This is a genomic window from Bacteroides sp. L008 (assembly GCF_040812255.1).
Classification (GTDB): Bacteria; Bacteroidota; Bacteroidia; order Bacteroidales; family Bacteroidaceae; genus Bacteroides; species Bacteroides vicugnae.
In genome coordinates, this window is sequence record NZ_JBFNXO010000001.1 from 930380 (window position 1) to 953039 (window position 22660).

Annotated in this window: 14 protein-coding genes; 13 read left to right on the forward strand and 1 reads right to left on the reverse strand. The window is 37.9% G+C overall.

Features of this window, described 5'->3' with window-relative positions; all coding sequences use genetic code 11:
• Window positions 1-27: 27 nt before the first annotated feature.
• The 10 genes from AB3G73_RS03855 to AB3G73_RS03900 all read left to right on the forward strand — a co-directional run bounded on the left by AB3G73_RS03855 (window position 28) and on the right by AB3G73_RS03900 (window position 16353).
• Window positions 28-1158 (forward strand): endo-beta-N-acetylglucosaminidase family protein, encoded by a 1131-nt coding sequence (locus AB3G73_RS03855; RefSeq protein WP_234132223.1) that lies wholly within the window; start codon window positions 28-30, stop codon window positions 1156-1158.
• Between the two features lie 21 nt (window positions 1159-1179).
• Window positions 1180-2361 carry a DUF1735 and LamG domain-containing protein gene (locus AB3G73_RS03860; protein WP_234132224.1) on the forward strand — a complete coding sequence of 394 codons (1182 nt, stop codon included), beginning with the start codon at window positions 1180-1182 and terminating at the stop codon, window positions 2359-2361.
• A 278-nt stretch (window positions 2362-2639) separates the two neighbouring features.
• A complete protein-coding gene (locus AB3G73_RS03865; RefSeq protein ID WP_254883847.1) occupies window positions 2640-5405 on the forward strand; it encodes a SusC/RagA family TonB-linked outer membrane protein in 2766 nt (921 codons plus the stop codon).
• Window positions 5406-5419: 14 nt separating this feature from the next.
• On the forward strand, window positions 5420-6991 hold the full coding sequence (locus AB3G73_RS03870) for a SusD/RagB family nutrient-binding outer membrane lipoprotein (RefSeq protein ID WP_148366789.1): 1572 nt from the start codon (window positions 5420-5422) through the stop codon (window positions 6989-6991).
• Between the two features lie 25 nt (window positions 6992-7016).
• Entirely contained in the window at window positions 7017-8153 is a 1137-nt protein-coding gene (locus tag AB3G73_RS03875) for a glycoside hydrolase family 18 (RefSeq protein WP_148366788.1), read from the forward strand.
• Window positions 8154-8184: 31 nt separating this feature from the next.
• Entirely contained in the window at window positions 8185-9318 is a 1134-nt protein-coding gene (locus AB3G73_RS03880; protein WP_148366787.1) for a DUF1735 and LamG domain-containing protein, read from the forward strand.
• Window positions 9319-9475: 157 nt separating this feature from the next.
• Window positions 9476-11659 (forward strand): DUF4838 domain-containing protein, encoded by a 2184-nt coding sequence (locus AB3G73_RS03885; protein WP_321019727.1) that lies wholly within the window; start codon window positions 9476-9478, stop codon window positions 11657-11659.
• Between the two features lie 98 nt (window positions 11660-11757).
• Window positions 11758-13083: an MFS transporter gene (locus AB3G73_RS03890; RefSeq protein WP_195650371.1), complete on the forward strand. Its 1326-nt coding sequence runs from the start codon at window positions 11758-11760 to the stop codon at window positions 13081-13083.
• Between the two features lie 20 nt (window positions 13084-13103).
• Complete coding sequence (locus AB3G73_RS03895; RefSeq protein ID WP_117933585.1) at window positions 13104-14072, forward strand: 1,4-beta-mannosyl-N-acetylglucosamine phosphorylase; 969 nt, start codon at window positions 13104-13106, stop codon at window positions 14070-14072.
• Between the two features lie 7 nt (window positions 14073-14079).
• Window positions 14080-16353, forward strand: a complete 2274-nt coding sequence (locus AB3G73_RS03900) for a GH92 family glycosyl hydrolase (RefSeq protein ID WP_148366784.1) — start codon at window positions 14080-14082, stop codon at window positions 16351-16353.
• Window positions 16354-16446: 93 nt separating this feature from the next.
• On the opposite strand, the gene AB3G73_RS03905 is transcribed toward AB3G73_RS03900, so the two are convergent.
• Entirely contained in the window at window positions 16447-16617 is a 171-nt protein-coding gene (locus AB3G73_RS03905; RefSeq protein ID WP_165860938.1) for a hypothetical protein, read from the reverse strand.
• A 36-nt stretch (window positions 16618-16653) separates the two neighbouring features.
• Here AB3G73_RS03905 and AB3G73_RS03910 point away from each other — a divergent pair, with 36 nt between their 5' ends.
• The 3 genes from AB3G73_RS03910 (at window position 16654) to AB3G73_RS03920 (ending at window position 22659) form a co-directional block, all read left to right on the forward strand.
• A complete protein-coding gene (locus AB3G73_RS03910; protein WP_167511867.1) occupies window positions 16654-17541 on the forward strand; it encodes a sugar phosphate isomerase/epimerase family protein in 888 nt (295 codons plus the stop codon).
• 177 nt (window positions 17542-17718) lie between these two features.
• Window positions 17719-19242 (forward strand): DUF4992 family lipoprotein, encoded by a 1524-nt coding sequence (locus AB3G73_RS03915; protein ID WP_195650372.1) that lies wholly within the window; start codon window positions 17719-17721, stop codon window positions 19240-19242.
• A 30-nt stretch (window positions 19243-19272) separates the two neighbouring features.
• The gene (locus AB3G73_RS03920) at window positions 19273-22659 is read left to right on the forward strand and encodes a TonB-dependent receptor (protein WP_195650373.1); all 3387 of its coding nucleotides are present in this window, start codon (window positions 19273-19275) and stop codon (window positions 22657-22659) included.
• Window position 22660: the final 1 nt, after the last annotated feature.

Genomic DNA, 22660 nt, shown 5'->3' on the forward strand with positions numbered 1-22660 from the left:
AATAATCAATAAACAACAATTAATAGTATGAATTTACGTAATTATATATACATCGGTATTGCAGTCCTTGGCTTTACAGCATGTTCTGACTGGACAGACACCGAACGTGAAGTGTTTCCAGAACAAGAGGAAATAAATCGTTTTATTCCTCTTATTGATGCTCAAAGCGAAGCGGATTTGATGCCTTCGCAACGCGAATATTACCGCCAACTTAGAGAATACCGTACGACTCCTCATGTAAAAGGGTTTGGTTGGTTTGGTAATTGGACAGGAAAAGGTACAAATGCCCAAAATTATTTGAAGATGTTACCCGATAGTGTAGATTTTGTATCTCTTTGGGGAACAAGAGGAAGACTATCTGATGAACAAAAAAATGATTTAAAGTTCTTCCAGGAAGTGAAAGGAGGAAAGGCTTTATTATGCTGGATTATTCAAGACTTGGGAGATCAGTTGACTCCTCAAGGATTGACAGCTACAGAATATTGGGTAACTGATAAAGGAAAAGGCAATTTTCAAGAGGGAGTTAAAGCGTATGCAAATGCCATTTGTGATAGTATTGAAAAATTTAATCTGGATGGTTTTGACATAGACTATGAACCAGGATATGGTCATCGTGGTACTTTAGCAACTTCTCAGACAATTAGCCCTACTGGCAATAATAATATGCAGATTTTTATTGAGACACTAAGCGCTCGTTTACGTCCTGCTGGAAGAATGTTGGTTATGGATGGTCAGCCGGATCTTTTGTCTACAGAAACATCCAAATTGATAGACCATTATATTTACCAGTGTTATTGGGAAAGAAATACGAGCACTGTAATTAATAAAATCAATAAACCTAATTTGGATGATTGGGAGCGCAAAACAATTATCACGGTTGAATTTGAGCAGTGTTGGAGATGCGGAGGTATTGATCCCGGGAATAATGCTGCTAATTGGAGCGCAAATCAAAGATATACTTCGGTTAGAACGGAGTTCAATGGAAAAAATGGAACACAAATATTTGATTATGCAACACTTAATCTTCCGAGTGGTAAACGAATAGGTGGCATTGGTACGTTCCATATGGAATATGACTTTGCTAACGAACCCTCTTATAAATGGCTTAGAACCGCTCTTTATTACGGTAACCAAGTATATCCGGGTACATTTGAATAAACATTTTAATCAGAAAGAAAAATGAAAAAAATAGTTATGACTCTGTTTGGTACGTTGCTTCTAGCAGGTTGCCAGAACGAATTGTATACAGATACTCAAAAAGATTTCGGAAGTGATCAAGGTGCGTATATAGCTGCTGATGGTCCCATTCAGATTTTTGTAGAAGAGGGTAAGGAATATTTTATCAAAGATATAAAAGTAGGCTTAGCTGTAAAAGAGAATAAAGCATGTGAAGTTCCTTTGAAAGTTGGTGATCAGGCACAGCTTGATGAATATAATAGAAAGAATGGTACATCCTATTTGATGTTACCGTCTGAAATGTATGAAATACCTTCAGTGATGACTTTTAAGCCGAATTTGGCTATGCAGTCTATTCCTGTTTCATTGAAAGACCTAAAATTTTCTTTGAAAGGAGACTATGCATTACCAATTCGTTTGTCTAAAGGCTCTGTCACTCTTGTTCCAAATGAAGAGGAAGCTTTAATCATTTTAGAAAAACGTACACGTACCAAAGCACTTCTTATGAATAATGCCGGAAGTGAAAGTGGTGATATGTTTCCACAAGACTTTAAAGTTAAGCAGTGGACTATGGAGGTTATGATTAAACGGTCTGCATATAATGCAAATAATAAATCCATTGGGGGAACAAAAGTGGCACCTAACTCTAGTCCTCTTGATGAAATATTTACTCGTTTTGGAGATGTGACGATTAATCCTAATCAGTTGCAAATAAAAACAGGCGCATCACAAATTGATGTACCATCAAGTAAATTTGCAGCTAAAGCAAATGAATGGTATATGCTTACATTTGTTTATGATGGCAAAATGACCTTAGTATACGTAAATGGTGACTTAGTGGCATCACGTGAAATTAGAATCGGAGAATATGGGCTGACAGGTTTCTGGTTGGGAGGTTCTAATGAATTTGTACGTGAAGTCCGTTTCTGGGATATTGCCCGTACCGCACAACAAATAAAAGGATATACATGGAAGATGGTAAATCCGGACGAACAAGGATTACTACTTTACTATCCATGTAATGGACAAAAACGCGATCACGAGACAGGTGTTATCAGTGACGATGCAACTAAAATATGGAACTGGGCTACTTACTATAATGGAGACAAGAGTAAGCTAGACCTTCCAATGGTTGGAAAGTTTGATGACAACAATGGTGAAATGTATGTATTCCCTGCTGAATAATAGATGGAGTATCTAAAAAAATAATTGATTAAAAAATCGGTTATTTGTAAATAAGAGTCCGGCATTTTGCCGGACTCTTATCGTTTTATCCAACTTTACACGACCTGATAGAATGTAAATATTTGCGTTTGACAATAATCGTGCATTCCAATTAATATAATTTTTTTTTTGAGACAGCAGAGAAATCGCCGCAGTAGTAATATTGTATCATTTTTTTATGGTAGATATTTATATTTCACAGTTTCTCCCAAGCAATCACGCTTGCCAATGCTCAACCTCTGAAAGTAACTTTAGGAGAAGATACGCAAGTATTGGATGAAGTTGTTGTTACTGCATTGGGTATCAAGCGCTCGGAGAAAGCTTTGACGTATAATGTACAACAGGTGAAAGGGGATGAACTTACAACTGTAAAAAGTACAAACTTTATGGGAGCACTGGCTGGTAAGGCAGCGGGAGTGCAGATTAATTCTAGTGCTTCAGGTCCTGGTGGTGGTGTAAAGGTGGTAATGCGAGGCGCTAAATCTATCACGCAAAACAATAATGCACTCTATGTGATTGATGGTATTCCAATGTACAATCGCGCTTCTTCTGGTGGTGATGGAGCGATGGCAACGCAACCGGGCAGTGAATCAATTGCTGACATTAATCCGGATGATATTGAAAGTATGTCATTGCTGACAGGACCTTCTGCAGCTGCGTTATATGGATATGAAGGGGCTAATGGAGTTGTTTTAATTACTACTAAGAAAGGGCGTGCTGACAAGACAACTGTGACTTATAGTAATAATACTACATTCAGCGATCCTATGATGATGCCAAAGTTTCAGAATACTTATGGTAATATGACGGGGGAAGTGATGAGCTGGGGATTGGAAACGGATAAGAGATACGATCCTGCAAAGTTCTTTAACACAGGAAGTAATGTATCTAATACACTTTCTCTTTCCACTGGCAATGATAAGAGTCAAAGTTATATCTCTGTAGCTACAACTAATGCAGCAGGCATTATGCCTAATAATGACTACGATAGATATAATTTCTCATTTCGTAATACTACCAATTTTCTGAATAATAAGTTTATTTTGGATACAAGTGCCAACTATATTATTCAAAACGATAAGAATATGGTATCTCAAGGACAGTATTTCAACCCGCTTACTTCTTTGTATTTGTTTCCACGTGGTGAAGACTTTTCTGATGTAACTGTATATGAACGTTATGATGATTTATCGGGGGTAAATACACAGTATTGGCCATATGGTGATTTAGGAGGTGTTTCATCTCAGAATCCTTATTGGATTATGAATCGCATGAACCGTGAGAATGATAGAAGACGTTATAAGTTGGCTGCCAGCCTACAATATAACATCATTGATGGGTTAAATGTGCAAGGACGTGTGAGCATTGATAATACCGAAAGTAAATATACAGAAAAATTCCACGCTGGTACAGTTGGTAACTTTGCTGGTTCGAAAGGGCGATATAAAGAAGAAAACCGTCTGGACAGACAAGTTTATGCGGATGTATTGGCGAACTTCAACAAAACATTCAATGAGTTTAATGTAACAGCCAATTTGGGTGCTTCTATTAAAGATCTCCGTATGGAATTGACTTCTTTACATGGAGACTTGAATAATGTGACTAACCATTTTACTATCGAAAATCTGACACGCAGCGGTTATTATAAAGTAAATGCTGATGGTTTAAAGCGTCAGACTCAATCAGTTTTTGCCAATGCGGAAATTGGATGGAGAAGTTTTCTCTACTTAAGTCTTACCGGACGTGCTGACTGGGATTCTTCTCTAGCTCTTTCAGAAAGAGGAAATAAACCATTCTTCTATCCTTCTATTGGTATTTCAAGTATTTTGAGTGAAGTTATTGATTTGCCCGAATGGTTTTCATTCTTGAAAGCGCGTTTCTCTTTCACTTCTGTGGGTAATGCCTATGATCCATATTTAACAAAGGTGCGTTATACGTATGACGACCAACTAGATCAATACAAAGCAGAATCCCTGTATCCGAACTCTGATTTGAAACCTGAAATTACCAAATCTTATGAGGCGGGATTGAATATGCGTTTCTTCAAAAATACATTGAATTTTGATATTACCTATTACAACTCTGATACGCGTAACCAAACGTTTGCTGCACCTCTTCCGGCAAGTTCTGGTTATACAGCTGTCAACATCCAGGCAGGTAGTGTACAGAATCAGGGTATAGAGATGGCTTTGGGATACAAAAATGAATGGCGTGATTTTGGTTGGTCCAGTAATTTTACTTTTACTTATAATAAAAATAAAATCAAAAGGCTGGCAGATGGTGTAACTAATAGAATAACAGGTGAACCGATTGAAATGCCTTATGTAGACAAAGCTAGATTAGGAGGATCAACTTCACCGGTAGTACGTCTGACAGAGGGTGGTTCTATGGGAGACTTGTATATCAACCGTGACTTCAAACGCGATAATAATGGTTATATTTATTTGGATGCCAAGACTGGTTTGCCGAGTATGGTGGAGACTGAATATCGGAAAATTGGTTCATTGCTTCCAAAAGTTAATTTAGGATGGAGAAATTCATTTACTTATAAAGGTATACGTCTGAATGTATTGTTAAGTGGACGTTTTGGTGGTTTGGTTGTGTCTAATACACAAGCGTTTCTTGACCGTTGTGGCGTTTCCGAATATAGCGCGCAACTTCGTCAGGCTGGAGGTGTAATGATCAACAACAGAAATGTGTCTGCTAAAGATTATTTGGGTATAGTAGCGGCTGGTACTGGTGAAGGTGACCATTATGTGTACGAAGCAACCAATATCCGTTTGCAGGAGGTTAGTCTTGAATATACACTTCCTAAAAAATGGTTATATAACATTGCTGATGTGACATTAGGTTTAATTGGAAACAACCTCGCTATGATATATTGCAAGGCACCGTTCGATCCTGAATTGGTTGCGTCATCTACCAGCACTTTCTATACTGGTGTGGATTATTTCATGCAGCCTAGCTTGAGAAACATGGGATTTAGTATAAAAGTACAATTCTAATAAAGCAACGAATAATGAAAAAAATCAAGATAATCAAGACTGTAAGCGTGGCAGCTTTTACTACTACTCTGCTATTCGCTTCGTGTACGGGAAACTTTGATGAATTAAATACACATCCAACGGACGTGTATCCAGAGGATATGACTCCGACAGAGCGGGTAGGTACGTTGTTTGTGTCTATGACTCGTTTATTGAATGCCTGCCAGGAAAATAACAGTCAGCACACCGAACAAATGGTGGGACAGTATGGCGGGTATTTCGCGACAACTGCTCCTTGGAATGGCACTAATTTCGGAACATTCAATCCTAGTGCCGACTGGGTAGATGTTCCTTACAAAGATATGTTTACGGAATTTTATCCAAATTTTCAGACAATAAAAGAATCTACCGGGGGTACCGGGTATATTTATGCGTGGGCATCTATTCTTCGGGTAGGCGTTATGCTTCGTGTTGCCGATATTTATGGTCCTATTCCTTATTCTGAAATGGGAAAAGGAGAATTTCAGGTGGCATACGATGATTTGAAAACACTCTATCATAATATGTTTGATGATTTGACACGTAGTATTAATGTGCTTTCGGCTTTTGTTCAAGAAAATGAAGGAAAAGAAGTGCCTGTTGCCGAATATGATATCATATATAATGGTGATTTTAGCAAATGGATCAAATATGCTAATTCTTTGAAACTTCGCATGGCTGTGCGTATTGCCTCTAATACTGAAGATACGGAATATGCTAAACAAATGATGGCGGAAGCGATTAACGGGGGAGTAATAGAATCTAATGAGGATAATGCCTTTTTCCCCTCTATGCCATATAATCCGTTCTGGATCGCTTCTGATTGGGGTGACTTAGCTATCAATGCGACACTTTCCGCATACATGAATGGATATAATGATCCGCGTATTAGCAAATATATGAATACCTCGACTTCATATAGAGAGTATCGTGGTGTACGTATGGGCATTAAAGATACAAGTAAAAGTGTTGAAGGTAGTGCCGCAAGGTATTCCAAACCAGCTGTTACAGAAGCTTCTCCTATGCCGGTTTTCTATGCGGCAGAAACATATTTCTTGAAAGCGGAAGCAGCTTTACAGGGATGGATTGCAGGTGGAGCAGCAGCGGCTAAGAGTTACTATGAACAGGGCATTCAGGTTTCAATGAATCAACATGGTGTAGAGATTGGTGATTACCTTTCAAGCACAGTTGTTCCTCAAGGGTATACAGATCGATGGAATTCTCAAAACAATATTTCATTTACTGATGTACCTACTGTTGCGTGGGAAAACGGAAGTAATAAGCTCCAGAAGATTATTACTCAAAAATGGATTGCCAACTATCCATTGGGAATTGAAGCTTGGTGTGATTATCGTCGTACCGGCTATCCTGAGCTGTTCACTGCACGTGACAATCTAAGCTCTGTTGGCTATATAGGTGACATTGATAGTAAACGTATGGTTCGCCGTTTGCCATATCCTACAACAGAAAAATCCAGTAATTCTGCTAATGTATCGGCAGCTATTGCAACGATGTTAGGTGGTCCGGACACTGGAGCTACGGATTTGTGGTGGGCAAAAAAGAACTAATTTTTAACCTGATAAAATATAGAATATGAATATAAAGCATATAAAGAATGCATTAGGATTTGCATTTGCCGCAACATTCTTCGTTGGATGTACGGATGTGGAATCTATTAATGATGTTGATTTGAATCAAACCGTCAAGACTGATGAATATTTTGCTGCTTTGCGTAAATGGAAAGAGACACCGGGCCTTCCACAAGTGTTTGTATGGTTCGACAATTGGACGGGAACTTCTCCTACCGGTGAAAATAGCTTGAGAGGTTTGCCTGATTCCGTCACCATTGCTTCCAACTGGGGGGGACATCCGAAATTTGAATTGACTCCGGAACGAAAGGCTGATATGGAATATGTGCAAAAAGTGAAAGGTACAAAGGTGGTCGTTACTTTATTTTCTCAAAACATTGGCGATGACCTTCCGGATAAAGAAATTTATCACGAAGCCGGAACTAGCAGTGATCCGGAAAAAGTAAGACCTGCAATTAAAGCCTATGCCGAAGATCTTTACAGAGCTTGTCTCGAATGTGGCTATGATGGCTATGATTGGGACTATGAACCGGGTGGTGGAATGGGAGTAGGTCCGCTTTGGTCAAATAAAGTACAGAGAACCATCTTTGTAGAGGAACTCTCTTATTGGTTTGGACATGGTGCTATGGATCCTAATCGCGATCGTGGAGACCGTCCTATGCCAGAGAAACGTCTCCTTTTCTTAATTGACGGTGAGGTCGGAATCCGAACCGGTATGGATAAAGAATGGCTTTCATATTATGTAGACTATTTTGTATTGCAGGCTTATGGTGGAATGGCAGATTACAGAATGACGGGAGTGTTACGTGATATGGATGATTGGATACAGCAAGGGATTATCACTCCGGATGAAATTGTCCGCAGAACCATAGCAACCGAAAATTTTGAATCCTATGCCAATTCTGGAGGAGGATTCCTCGGTATGTCAAATTACGTATATAAAAGTACTTATACCGTTAATGGAAAACCTTATGAGATAGATCAATTGATTGGCGGATGTGGTCTTTATAGGGTAGGATTTGACTATGCACAGGGTAAGGGTGATTATGATGGCTCACCGGAATATTACTTCTTACGCCAGGGAATTACGAATATATACAGAAATTTCTATGATCGCATGAATGCGGTTAGTGAGGAATAATGATTAAATGAATTTTATAAGAATGAAAATTATGAAATATATCTATTTATCAAGTCTTATGATTGTATTGTCAGCATTCTTTCTTACAGGATGTGAGAATGCAGAATACAAGGTACAGGCAAATAGTCTTTACATAACAGATGCAGCTGGTACAGACATTGCCACTACTGTTACTATGGATGACGGTGCAGACATTAACGTTGTCGTGCGTTTGGCCCAAAAAGTTGAGGAAGACGTAGAAGTGGAAATTCAGTTCTCTCCTGAATTATTGGCCGAGTACAATGAAACCAGCGGTACAGAATATGAAGTGTTGCCCGAAAATATGCTTCCGAAGAATGCTACAGTGACGATTCCGGCAGGTGAAATTAGTGCCAGTTATCGACTTCATGTAGATGATTTTGTGACTAATGGTATCACTTATGCCATTCCTCTCACATTAGGAAATGTTCTAAAAGGTGATATTCCAAAATCAAAAGTTCAGAGTAGATTCATTTATGTATTGGCAAAACCTTTGAATGTTTCTGTTCCAGTATTACGTGGTAATGCCGGAAATGTAACAACATTGCCTGAAACAGATTGGGGTATTACGGTGGATGCATGGACATTGGAAGCTTGGGTACGTATGGATGGTTATAGTATAAATAACCAAGCTATTTTCACATCCGGCAGTAATGATCATGAAATTTATATCCGTTTTGGGGATGCTAATAGACCATACAATTATCTACAGATAAAGTCCTTGGGAGGACAGAAACAAACAGCTAGTGATTTGGAGGCAAATACTTGGTATCATTGGGCTTTCGTTTATAATGGAACAACACTTACTATTTATAGAAATGGAAAACAAGATACATTCTTTGACCCTCCTGCACCAAAAGGTGGAAACGTTCGTTTTGATTTTATGAAAATAGTTGATAGTGGTAGCTATTTCCGTAATAATTGTGCTATGAGCCAGGTTCGTCTGTGGAAAGTAGCGCGTACAGAATCGGAGATCGTGAACAATATGTATTTTGAGGTAAATCCTAAGAATCCGAATTTGATAGCTCTTTGGCCAATGGATGAAGGAGATGGCACTTCCTTTAGAGATGCAACAGGCAACGGACATGATGCAACTTCTAATGGTGCTCTTCAAAAGTGGGAACATAATATCAGATTTGATAAATAGAATGTACTAGGTAAATAATTTATATAAAAGAGAAGGATGTGTCCAGTTTAGGGCATATCCTTTTTTTATATGTTAAAGTATTCATAAATTATTAGAACTTTATTCTTCTGAACTGTATTTATAATAAATACTCGTATAAACTTAATTTCTAACAAACATGAAACATTGGTTATTATCTGTTTTGCTGATGGTATGTAGTACTGTTTCAGCACAAATAACACTAGTAAAAGATGGCAAGAGTAATGCTCGTATCATTGTGCAGGACAAAATGCCAAATAGTAAGACATCAGCGGAGCTCTTACAACATTTTCTCTATCATATTTCGAAAAGCAGGCTTCCTATTGAATATGATAAAACGCCTCGAAAAGGAGATATACTGATTGGCGGTCAAACTCCTCAAACAGTGACGGAAGATGGTTTCTCTATTTCTACTCAAAATGGTATTTTAGGGATATCAGGAAAAGAAAAAGGAGTTGTATATGGAGTTGTCACTTTGTTGGAACAATATCTGGGAGTCGATTATTGGGGAGAGAATGAATATTCTTTTACTCCTCAAAAGACGGTGACCTTGCCCTTGATTAATAAAGTCGAAAATCCAGCCTTTCGTTATCGTCAGACACAATGTTATGCTATCCGTACAGATTCTATTTATAAGTGGTGGAATCGTTTAGAGGAACCAAATGAAGTATTTGCTGCCGGTTATTGGGTACATACCTTTGACAAGCTTCTGCCTTCATCTGTTTATGGGAAAGAACATCCGGAGTATTATTCTTATTTTAAAGGAAAACGTCATCCGGGAAAAGCCAGTCAGTGGTGTTTGAGTAATCCGGAAGTTTTTGAGATTGTAGCTCAACGTGTTGACTCTATTTTCAAAGCTAATCCCGATAAACATATCATGTCCGTTAGTCAGAATGATGGTAATTATACGAATTGCACCTGTGATGATTGTAAGGCAATTGATGATTATGAAGGGGCACTATCGGGAAGTGTGATTACTTTTCTGAATAAGTTGGCAGCTCGTTTTCCGGATAAGGAGTTTTCTACATTGGCTTATCTGTATACGATGAATCCACCGAAGCATGTGAAGCCTTTGCCGAATGTGAATATTATGTTGTGTGATATTGACTGCGATCGTGAGGTAACCTTGACAGAGAATGCTTCGGGAAAGGAATTTGTGAAAGCCATGGAGGGATGGTCTAAAATAACCAATAATATTTTCGTATGGGATTATGGTATTAATTTTGATAATTATCTGGCCCCTTTTCCTAACTTCCATATTTTACAGGATAATATCCGTCTTTTCAAGAAGAATCATGCCACTATGCATTTCTCTCAAATTGCAGGGAGCAGGGGAGGAGATTTTGCCGAACTTCGTGCCTATTTAGTTTCAAAGTTAATGTGGAATCCCGAAGCTAATGTAGATTCTTTGATGCAACATTTCCTACATGGATATTATGGTGAAGCTGCGCCACATCTTTATCAATACATAAAGGTTATGGAAGGTGCATTAATAGGTAGCGGACAGAGATTATGGATTTATGATTCTCCTGTATCACATAAATATGGCATGTTGAAGCCTGCTTTGATGCGTCGTTATAATCATTTATTTGATTTGGCCGAAAAGGCTGTCGCAACAGATCCGGATTTCTTGAAGCGAGTTCAACGGGCACGTCTGCCAATTCAGTATTCAGAACTGGAGATCGCACGGACAGAGACTGAAAAAGACTTGGCAGATATAAATAAGAAGTTGGATCTTTTTGAGGAACGTGTGAAAGAGTTTCAAGTCCCGACCTTGAATGAGCGTTCCAATTCACCGATAGACTACTGTAAATTGTATCGGGAACGTTACATGCCACAAAAGGAGAATAGTCTGGCTTTGGGAGCAAAGGTTACTTATATAACTCCCCCTACCGGAAAATATGCAGCGTTAGGAAAGACTGCATTGGTTGACGGTTTGTTTGGTGGAGCAACCTTTGTTGATAGTTGGATTGGTTGGGAAGGAACGGATGGTGCATTTGTTATAGATTTAGGTGAAACGAAAGAAATACATAGTGTGGAAACGGATTTTCTTCATCAAATAGGGGCATGGATTCTTTTCCCTTTAAAGGTGGTTTATTCGTATACTGATGACGGTGAGCATTATACACATTGGAAAACGATTGATTTGCCGGAAGAGCGTACGGGGGAGGTGAAATTCCGTGGAGTCAAGGCAGAGTCAGTTGAACCGGTAAAAGCTCGTTATGTAAAAGTAGAAGTTACCGGGACGAAAGAATGCCCGACTTGGCATTACGGTGTAGGACATCCTTCGTGGTTCTTTATAGACGAAGTGATAATAAAATAAAAAAAGTAGGGGGGAGACGTTAGTAGTTTCCCCCTTTTAGTTGTATTATATATAGATGGGTTAGAAAAATGGATTTTTTCATCTATATACTATGATTTATGCAACAGAATAAAACTGCTTCTCAACGAAACACTATTAGCCCGGCTTGCTGGGTGCCTACCGCTTATTTTGCAATGGGACTTCCCTTTATTGCTATTAATTTGGTTTCCGTTTTCATGTTTAAGGATCTGGGAATTTCGGATACGCAAATTGCATTCTGGACTTCTCTAATTATGATGCCTTGGACATTGAAGTTCTTGTGGAGCCCTTTTCTTGAAATGTATAAAACGAAAAAATTCTTCGTATTAATTACAGAATTGTTGAGCGGTGTACTGTTTGGAGTAGTAGCCTTTTCTTTGTTCTTCGATTATTTTTTCGCTATAAGTATCTCTACGATGGCAGTGATAGCTTTTAGTGGAGCCACACACGATATTGCTTGTGATGGTGTATATATGGCTGAATTGAACAAAGAAGATCAGGCAAAATATATCGGAGTGCAAGGTGCTTTTTATAATGTAGCCAAATTGGTCGCTAATGGAGGATTGGTTGCTATGGCAGGAGCATTGGCAGAACATTTTGGAGCGATAGAAGGTGCTTCAATAGATGCTAATAAAGGGGCATATTCATCTGCATGGATGATTATTTTCGGCGTGATTGCTGCAATAATGGTACTGATCGGTATTTATCATATCAGAATCTTGCCTTCTACACAAGTGCCCGTAACAACTAAAAAGACGACTTCGGAAATAAAAAAAGAATTGATAGCAGTAATAGGGAATTTCTTTACTAAGAAACATATTTTCTATTACATCGCTTTTATTATCTTGTATCGACTGGCAGAAGGATTTATCATGAAAATAGCTCCGCTGTTTTTGCGTGCTTCAAGAGATGTAGGTGGTTTAGGATTGTCATTAACCGAGATCGGTACGCTGAATGGTATCTTTGGTTCTGCAGCTTTCGTTCTAGGTTCATTGTTGGCAGGAATTTATGTCTCTAAGTTCGGACTGAAAAAGACACTATTCACTCTCTGTTGTATTTTTAATCTTCCGTTCGTAGCCTATACTTTTTTGGCAGTTGCACAGCCTACTAATGTATATCTAATCGGAACTTGTATAACAATGGAATATTTTGGTTATGGTTTTGGCTTTGTCGGACTGACGTTGTTTATGATGCAACAGATTGCTCCAGGAAAACATCAAATGTCGCATTATGCATTTGCTTCAGGGATCATGAACCTGGGAGTGATGCTTCCGGGAATGGTGAGCGGTTATCTTAGCGACTTGCTTGGGTATCGAAATTTCTTTATTTATGTATTAATTGCAACTATTCCAGCTTTCCTGATTACTTATTTCATCCCTTTCACGTATGATGATTCAAAAAAATAATAATATAAAAAATAACGATTATGAATAAAATTCAAATTCCTTGGGAAGATCGTCCTGTCGGATGTACGGACGTTATGTGGCGTTACTCACAAAATCCGGTTATCGGACGTTATCATATTCCTTCATCTAATAGTATATTCAATAGTGCTGTTGTTCCTTTTGAGGATGGTTTTGCCGGCGTATTCCGTTGTGATAACAAAGCGGTGCAAATGAATATCTTCACAGGTTTCAGTAAGGATGGTATTCATTGGGATATCAATCATGAACCTATCCAGTTTAAGGCTGGTAATACAGAAATGATTGAGTCGGAATATAAATATGATCCCCGTGTTACATGGATTGAAGATCGCTATTGGGTGACTTGGTGCAATGGTTATCATGGTCCTACAATTGGTATTGCATACACTTTTGACTTTAAGGAATTTTTCCAATGTGAGAATGCATTCCTGCCCTTCAACCGTAATGGCGTACTTTTCCCACAGAAAATTGATGGCAAGTATGCGATGTTAAGTCGCCCGAGTGACAATGGACATACTCCGTTCGGTGATATATATATCAGTTATAGCCCGGATATGAAATATTGGGGTGAACATCGCTGTGTAATGAAAGTGACTCCTTTCCCGGAAAGTGCTTGGCAGTGTACGAAGATTGGTGCAGGATCAGTGCCTTTCCTCACTGACGAAGGCTGGTTGCTGTTTTATCATGGCGTTATTACTACCTGCAACGGTTTCCGTTATGCTATGGGAGCTGCTATACTAGATAAAGATCATCCGGAAAAAGTCCTTTACCGTACACGTGAATACCTGATTGGTCCGGCTGCTCCTTATGAACTTCAAGGTGATGTTCCCAATGTGGTATTCCCTTGTGCTGCTTTGCAGGATGGTGAACGTGTGGCTGTTTATTATGGTGCAGCAGATACGGTGGTAGGTATGGCTTTCGGATATATAAAAGAGATTATCGATTTTACTAAACGAACGAGTATCATTTAATTAAGATATGAAACGTATTATATTAACTTACACACTTGCTTTTTCCCTTCTTTCCGCTTATGCGGGGGAAGGGGGAAGCCCTCCCCTAAAAAATACGGATAAAAGTCTTTTGATAGATTATGTAGATCCTTTTATCGGAACTACTAATTTCGGGACTACCAATCCCGGAGCGATTTGTCCGAATGGTATGATGTCTGTGGTTCCTTTCAATGTGATGGGATCTTCTGAAAATACCTATGATAAAGACGCCCGGTGGTGGTCTACGCCTTATGAATATACAAACTGTTTCTTTACCGGATATGCTCATGTGAATTTGAGTGGAGTCGGTTGTCCGGAATTAGGTTCTTTATTGCTGATGCCTACTACCGGAGAATTGAATGTGGATTATAAAGAATATGGTAGTAAGTATAAGGATGAACAGGCTTCACCGGGTTATTATTCTAATTATCTGACTAAATATAATGTAAAAACGGAAGTCTCGGCTACTCCACGTACCGGCATTGCCCGTTTTACTTTTCCAAAAGGAAAAAGTCATATATTGTTGAATTTAGGTGAAGGATTAACGAATGAGAGTGGTGCCATGCTTCGTCGTGTAAGCGATTGTGAGGTGGAAGGAGTCAAATTGCTTGGTACATTCTGTTATAACCCTCAAGCTGTATTTCCTATTTACTTTGTATTACGAGTTAAAAAGAGCCCTTCTGCAACAGGGTATTGGAAGAAACAACGTGCGATGACGGGTGTTGAGGCTGAATGGGATCCGGATCAGGGAAAATATAAACTTTATACTCGCTACGGAAAAGAAATAGCAGGAGATGACATCGGTACTTATTTCTCCTTCGACACAGAAGAAGGTGAACAGGTAGAAGTACAAATGGGAGTTTCTTTTGTAAGTATAGAAAATGCCCGGTTGAATCTGAATCGTGAACAGGCTGGAAAGAATTTCGAGCAGATTCATGCTGAAGCACGCTCCAAATGGAATGATGACTTATCACGTATAACTGTAGAAGGTGGTACGGATGCTCAAAAGACTGTATTTTATACAGCACTTTACCATTTGCTGATTCATCCTAATATTTTGCAGGATGTAAACGGAGAATATCCGGCAATGGAAAGTGATAAGATTCTGACAACAAAAGGAGATCGCTATACTGTCTTTTCTCTTTGGGATACTTACCGCAATGTTCATCAATTGTTGACTTTGGTTTATCCGGAACGTCAGATGGAAATGGTACGTACAATGCTTGATATGTATCGTGAACATGGATGGTTGCCTAAGTGGGAGTTATATGGCAGGGAAACATTGACAATGGAAGGTGACCCGAGTATTCCGGTGATTGTAGATACCTGGATGAAAGGTTTGCGTGATTTTGATGTTGATCTGGCTTATGAAGCAATGTACAAGTCTGCTACGTTACCGGGAGCGGAAAACTTGATGCGTCCCGATAATGATGATTATATGTCCAAGGGATATGTGCCCCTTCGCGAACAGTATGACAATTCTGTATCTCATGCATTGGAATATTATATTGCCGATTTTGCACTATCCCGTTTTGCAGAGGCTTTAGGCAAAAAGAAAGATGCAGAGATGTTCTACAAGCGTTCTTTAGGATATAAACATTATTATAGCAAAGAATTTGGTACTTTCCGTCCGATTCTTCCTGATGGAACATTTTACAGTCCGTTCAATCCGAGACAAGGAGAGAACTTTGAACCGAATCCCGGTTTCCATGAAGGTAATTCCTGGAATTATACATTCTATGTGCCACATGATGTGTATGGTCTGGCAAAACTAATGGGTGGGAAGAAACCTTTTATTGATAAGCTACAAATGGTTTTTGACGAAGGGCTTTATGACCCGGCAAATGAACCGGATATTGCTTATGCCCATTTATTCTCATACTTTAAAGGTGAAGAATGGCGCACACAGAAAGAGACGCAACGTTTAATAGACAAGTACTTTACTACCAAACCTGATGGTATCCCGGGAAACGATGATACGGGAACGATGTCTTCTTGGGCTATTTTCAATATGATTGGTTTTTATCCTGATTGTCCCGGACTGCCTGAATACACATTGACGACTCCGGTTTTTAATAAGGTAACGATTCGGTTAGATCCGAAATGGTATAAAGAGAAAGAGTTAATTATTGAAGCTAATCGCACTCAACCAGGAACTTTATATATTGATAAGGTACTGCTGAATGGCAAAAAGTTCAATAAATATCATATCACACATGATGAACTTGTTCACGGCAAATATTTAAAATTTGAATTGAAATAACACACAGTGTTTCATAGGTATCGTTTTTGGGTTGACAGGGCTGTCGGACTTTTATGGTCCGGCAGCCTATTTTTTTTACATTTACTTTTATTATTACTTCTCGGAAAATAGCGACGCCATATGCTCGGGATAGTGACGGTATCCGGCTATGATAGCGTCACTATTTCTTCCGGATACCGTCATTATCTTATTTTCATTAGGCCACATTCTGCCACATTTATAGTTATTCTCTGTTTTATAGGTGATTACAAAAATCTCTTTCATACGTCTACTATGTAAATTGTAGGCAATAAGATGAAAATAAGAAGAAATTTATTCAAACATATCCTTTGGATATTAATACTTGCAGAGTGTTTCCCTCTATTAGCGATTGCCGGATCGCAGCAAAAGGAACAACGTTATAAAATAGCTGTATGTGACTGGATGATTTTGAAGCGTCAGAAAATCGGTTCATTTCAATTGGTACACGAATTGAATGGTGACGGCGTTGAGTTGGATATGGGTGGCCTTGGCAAGAGAGAAATGTTTGATAACAAATTGCGGGAACCTCATTTTCAGCAACTGTTTCGTGAAACTGCTCAAAAATATCAATTAGAGGTTTCTTCCATTGCTATGTCCGGTTTCTACGGGCAGTCTTTTCTGGAACGTGCTAATTATAAAGAGTTGGTTCAAGACTGCTTTCATGCAATGAAAGTAATGAATACTAAAGTAGCTTTTCTTCCTTTGGGGGGAATCGAAACTGGATGGGAAAAGAATCCGGCACTTCGAACTGAAGTTATAAAACGTTTGAAGGAGATGGGAGATATGGCTGCTTCTGAAGGAGTAGTTATCGGCATTGAAACTCAACTGGATGCTAAAGGAGATGTGAAACTGCTGAAAGAAATTAATTCTCCGGGAATCAAGATCTATTTTAAATTTCAAAATGCATTGGAGAATGGAAGGGATTTATGTAAGGAATTGAAGATTCTGGGGAAAAAGAATATTTGCCAGATTCACTGTACGGATACAGATGGAGTGACTCTACCTTTTAATGAACGATTGGACATGAATAAGGTGAAAAAGACTTTGGACAAGATGGGATGGAGTGGATGGCTAGTAGTAGAACGTTCACGTGATAAGGATGATGTACGAAACGTGAAGAAGAATTATGGCACGAATATTAAGTATTTGAAAGAAGTGTTTCAGTAAAGATAGGAGGATGATTATGATATAGTTAATATTACAAGGAGAGAGAAAAAAGCGCAAAATCTATTTTTTATCCTTTTAAGTGATTACATATTTTTTGATTGTACGTCTTTCCTTAAAAAGAACTTTTGGATTTTGAAGATATAATATATTATTTTTGTTTAAATTAAAATTTAATCTATGAAGAGTAAGATGAAGATTAAAATGAAGATTGCCGGGAAGTTATGGGGCTTATCAGCAATTCTTTTATTTGTTTCTTGTGCTAAAGGTTTTAACGATAATGAAACCTTTTCTGGAGGTGTGACAAATACACAGTTAGAATCGCCCATTCTCGACGATAATAGCTTTTCAACTTTGACAAACTCTGATGGCTCGGAAAGTGTAAAGATAACATGGCCAGTAGTTATGGGAGCAGGAGGATATTTGCTTAATGTATCTCTTATAGAAGATCCGGCAGATCCTACAGTAACTGCAGAAAATCCTATAGTTGTGATGCAGGATAGTATTGTAGATGGTTCGTCTGTCGTTTTTACGAAAACGGAAGATGCCACCTATAAAATAAAGATTAAGACTCTTGGAAATGAAAAACTGAATAATAAGGAAGCGCAAGAGAGCACTGATTTTAAATATGTAGCATTGGTACCTGCTACAACAATTCCTGTAGGGGAAGATATAGCAGAGTATATTAATAATCAATTGAAAGATAGTGATAAAGAGCAAGCTTTTGCTTTAGAAGCTGGTAAAGCTTATGTCCTGAATGGTGTAGTTGATTTTAGATTGAATGTGATAACGCTTCGTAGTACTGATAAAGAGAATCGACCAATAGTAAAAATTGGTGCTAATGGAGGATTGGTAACGCAAGCTGGATTGAAAATTAAATTTATCAATTTTGATTGCTCGGAAATGACTGGAGCTGGTTTTTTGACTCTTAGTGGGGAACCAAGTGAAACGATCTCAATAAAGAGCTTAGGTTATGATAAGGATGAAGCTAATCAAGATGGTTATATCATCAATAAACCTGTAATTATTCAAGAATGTAATATCAAAAACCTACAAAATAGCTTGCTTTATGGCAATAAGAAACCATGGACTTTACGTGATTTCCGTATAACGGATTGTATCGTACAAATGAATAATTCTGGTTCTAATGGGGTTATTAATTTATATGGTGCTACAGGTACAATTAAAGATATGACAATAAAGAACTGTACATTCTATAATTTAGTAAAAAATAGTTCAGCTTATTTTATTCGTTATCAAAACAACTCACAACCTTGGAAATATTTTGGAAAGAGCGATAATACTTCAACTCATATTATTATTAATAATACATTTTGCAAAACATTTTCAAATAAAGATTTTGGTAATAATATACCTAATGATAAGACTTCAATAACCCAGAAGGTTGAATATAATATATTCTATGATGTATATCGTTTATATCAATATCTTCAAAGTAATAATAAGAAATCAACTGTTGGTAATACTATTTGGGGAGTTGATGGTGGAACTCCTAACGGTAATGATACAGGAGGACGAAAAGATGATAATGGAAATCCGTTTGCTACACTTGAAGACCCAGAGTTCGTAGGTCCTTTCTTACAGGAATTGGACTTATCACAAATTAACGGTGGTGTTAATTTTGAGCCTAAGGGTGCAGAAGCTGTAAAAAATAAAAGTGGTGATCCTCGTTGGTATAAATAAATATAAAGTATAAATTATAATGCTATAATAATGAAACATAATAACATAATCAAATTGTGTCTTGGCATATTTCTGGTTTTTGTGATAGCTTTACCTGCTTTGGCCCAGAAAAACATGACATTCAAGGGGGTAGTAGTAGATACGACGGGAGAACCTATCATTGGGGCTTCTGTGAAAGTGGTAGGAACAGCTACTGGAACAATAACTGATTTGGATGGTAAATTTATGGTAGTTGTTCCATCAGGGAAACAGGTTGAAATATCTTATATAGGATATATAACGCAGGTATTATCAGATTTTAAGCAGACTAAGATTGAACTGAAAGAAGATACTCAACAGTTGGATGAGGTAGTGGTAGTCGGTTATGGTACACAGAAAAAAGCGCATTTAACAGGAGCCATTGCTACTGTGCCAATGGATGATATTCAGGACCTTGCTTCTGGTAACTTGGCAAGTACATTGAGTGGTATGGTAAATGGACTAAGTGTTAGTGGTGGAGATGCACGCCCTGGTGAAAATGCACGGATTAACATTCGTCAGAATGATGTTTTATCAGATATTGGTGGAACAGCTTCAGAACCATTATATGTTATCGATGGGTATATTTATCCGGTAGAAGTGAAGATTGGTGATGTGACAGAAAACTTGGGAGCAACAGCATTTAATAATTTAGACCCATCTGTAATTGAGAGTATTTCAGTTTTGAAAGATGCTGCAGCTGCAGTATACGGTGCCCGTGCTGCTAATGGTGTTATATTGGTAACCACAAAGAGGGGTAAACAAGGTGCACCTAAGATTTCATATAGTGGAACTTTTGGCGTTGTGGATGAAGTTTCGCGTGCTAAGATGTTGAATGCTTATCAATATGGTCAACTTTGGAATGCCGTGCGTGCGGCTGATCCGACTGACGTATCTATTAATTTGCAGAATGATTTATTTCAGGCAGATGAGTTGAATGCAATGAGAGGGCTGAATTACGACCTGTTGGATAAATATTGGAAAGCAGCATTGACACAAAAGCATAGTATTAATATGACCGGTGGTTCGGAAAGAGCTAATTATTTTGGGGGAATATCTTATTTTGATCAAGATGGTAATCTAGGAAATTTGGATTATAACCGTTGGAACTATCGTGCTGGTGTTGATGTGAAGATTAGTAAATGGTTAAAAGCAAGTCTTCAGGTTTCTGGTGATTATGGAAAGAAAAACAAACCGAATGTAAAGGTAGGAGGTAGTAATGATGAGAAAGACTATAATCTTTTATTAGTTCGTCCGTATTATATTCCTGAAGAAGTAAATGGTATTCCAATTGTGCCTTATGGTATTAGTAATTCGCAAATAAGTTCTTCACAGAATTATTCATTTTCTCTACTTCAGAATGCAGGGGATTATAATAGGACAGAAACATCGAATATGAATATTAATGCCGGTTTGGAATATGATTTTGGATGGAATAAATGGCTGAAAGGATTAAAACTGAAATTCTCTTATTCAAAGAGTATCAATTCAACAAAAAATAATCAATATGGTTCATCATATGAACTTTATTATATGTCCAAACGTGCAGGAAGTGGAAATCATTTATATACACCTGTTCAAGGACAGGAATCTCTATATGAAGAGTTACTGGGAGAAAATAATTTCTTACTTGCTAATAATGGTTCTGCTATCAATAATGCCAGTGGAGATCCCTATTTATCTCGTACGATGAGTCGTGCCGATAATTATCAGATGAACTTTACGGCAACTTATAACCGTGACTTTGGTAATCATCATATAGGTGCTTTATTCTCTATTGAAAAGTCGGAGGCTGAAAGTGAATATTTGGTAGGACAGGTTACTAATCCTTATGAATTTACAAATGGACAATCCAATCTTGTTCAATATAATAGTGCATCTACTACTGAATTCAAGCGTGCGGAGTCTGGAACATTATCATATATTGGTCGTGTGAACTATGCATATGCTGACAAGTATTTGTTAGAGTTCTTGCTTCGTTCAGACGCATCAACCAAGTTTGCTCCTGAAAATTATTGGGGTGTTTTTCCTTCCGTTTCTGCAGGTTGGATAATATCACAAGAGGAATGGTTTAAGAAGAGTGTGAAGTGGGTCGACTATTTGAAAGTACGTGCTTCGTTTGGTTTGACAGGTCGAGATAATACGAAAGCATGGCAATGGATGCAAAATTATGCAGTTGATAAAGATAAAGGACCTATATTTGGTGTCAACACATCAACAAATGCTGGTAATCATATAACAATTAATAAGGAGATTTCTGCTGTTAACCGTAATGCACATTGGGATAAGTCATATAAGGCAAATTTTGGTTTGGACTTCAACGTCTTGAATAATCGTTTGTCATTCAATATTGATGGTTATTATGAGTGGAATCGAGAAATGTTACTTCCATATTCTGCTTCTATTCCAGGTACGGTAGGAACACAGTCAGCGAATTTTAATTACGGAGAGTTAAATACATATGGTATGGAATTGTCTGTGACTTGGAGAGATAGAATAGGGAAAGATTTTAAATATAAGGTGTCTGTTAATACAGGGTATACGGATAATAAAGTGCTTATGATGGACTGGGAAACCAATCAACGTTATATGAAGATTCATGAGGGAAGTCGTACGGATATGGGAACATGGGGAATGCAGTGTCTTGGCATGTTTCGCAGTTATCAAGATATTGATGAATATTTTGCTAAATATAATATTACATCATATATGGGTATGACCAAAGATAATGTAAAGCCTGGTATGTTGATCTATAAAGATATTCGTGGTGCAGAACAGACTGATGGAACCTATGCCGGACCAGATGGAGTTGTAAGTTATGAAAATGATCAAGTTCGTTTATCAAACCGAAATAACCCTTATGGTTTCACTACCAATTTGAGTGCGGAATGGAAAGGAATTTCTTTATCTGCACAGATAAGCGCAAGTTGGGGAGGATATAGTTTTATTCCAACATCAGCACTTAAGATCGGCAATATGGTCGGCTCTGGATCGAGTTCTTATACAGATTTGGAATATACCAATATGCCATCTTTCTGGAACACAGATAATATGTTCGTTTATAATGATGTAGTTGATGCGTCAGGGAATGTGGTTGTAAAAGCTAATCGCAATGCAAAATATCCAAACTTAAGATGGGGTAGTGTTAATAGTGTGAATTCTACATATTGGAGAGTGAGTGGAACTCGTGTTAGTATGAATCGTTTGACACTTGCATATAGTATACCATCTAAGTTTACAAGATTAATAGGTATTGAAAGTTGTCGTTTCAATGTGACGGGGCAGAATTTATTTAGTTTCTATAATCCTTATCCTGATAATTTTATAGACCCAATGACTTCTTATGGTAGTTATCCTACTTTGCGTAAGTTTACTATTGGTGTAAATGTGACATTCTAAA

Bases quoted from the DNA above. Each gene is read 5' to 3' on its own strand.
- AB3G73_RS03900 (WP_148366784.1), top strand. From the start codon at position 14,080: ATGAAACGTATTATATTAACTTACACACTTGCTTTTTCCCTTCTTTCC.
- AB3G73_RS03870 (WP_148366789.1), top strand. From the start codon at position 5,420: ATGAAAAAAATCAAGATAATCAAGACTGTAAGCGTGGCAGCTTTTACT.
- AB3G73_RS03880 (WP_148366787.1), top strand. From the start codon at position 8,185: ATGAAATATATCTATTTATCAAGTCTTATGATTGTATTGTCAGCATTC.
- AB3G73_RS03860 (WP_234132224.1), top strand. From the start codon at position 1,180: ATGAAAAAAATAGTTATGACTCTGTTTGGTACGTTGCTTCTAGCAGGT.
- AB3G73_RS03905 (WP_165860938.1), bottom strand. From the start codon at position 16,617: ATGAAAGAGATTTTTGTAATCACCTATAAAACAGAGAATAACTATAAA.
- AB3G73_RS03915 (WP_195650372.1), top strand. From the start codon at position 17,719: ATGAAGAGTAAGATGAAGATTAAAATGAAGATTGCCGGGAAGTTATGG.
- AB3G73_RS03920 (WP_195650373.1), top strand. From the start codon at position 19,273: ATGAAACATAATAACATAATCAAATTGTGTCTTGGCATATTTCTGGTT.
- AB3G73_RS03895 (WP_117933585.1), top strand. From the start codon at position 13,104: ATGAATAAAATTCAAATTCCTTGGGAAGATCGTCCTGTCGGATGTACG.
- AB3G73_RS03890 (WP_195650371.1), top strand. From the start codon at position 11,758: ATGCAACAGAATAAAACTGCTTCTCAACGAAACACTATTAGCCCGGCT.
- AB3G73_RS03855 (WP_234132223.1), top strand. From the start codon at position 28: ATGAATTTACGTAATTATATATACATCGGTATTGCAGTCCTTGGCTTT.
- AB3G73_RS03875 (WP_148366788.1), top strand. From the start codon at position 7,017: ATGAATATAAAGCATATAAAGAATGCATTAGGATTTGCATTTGCCGCA.
- AB3G73_RS03885 (WP_321019727.1), top strand. From the start codon at position 9,476: ATGAAACATTGGTTATTATCTGTTTTGCTGATGGTATGTAGTACTGTT.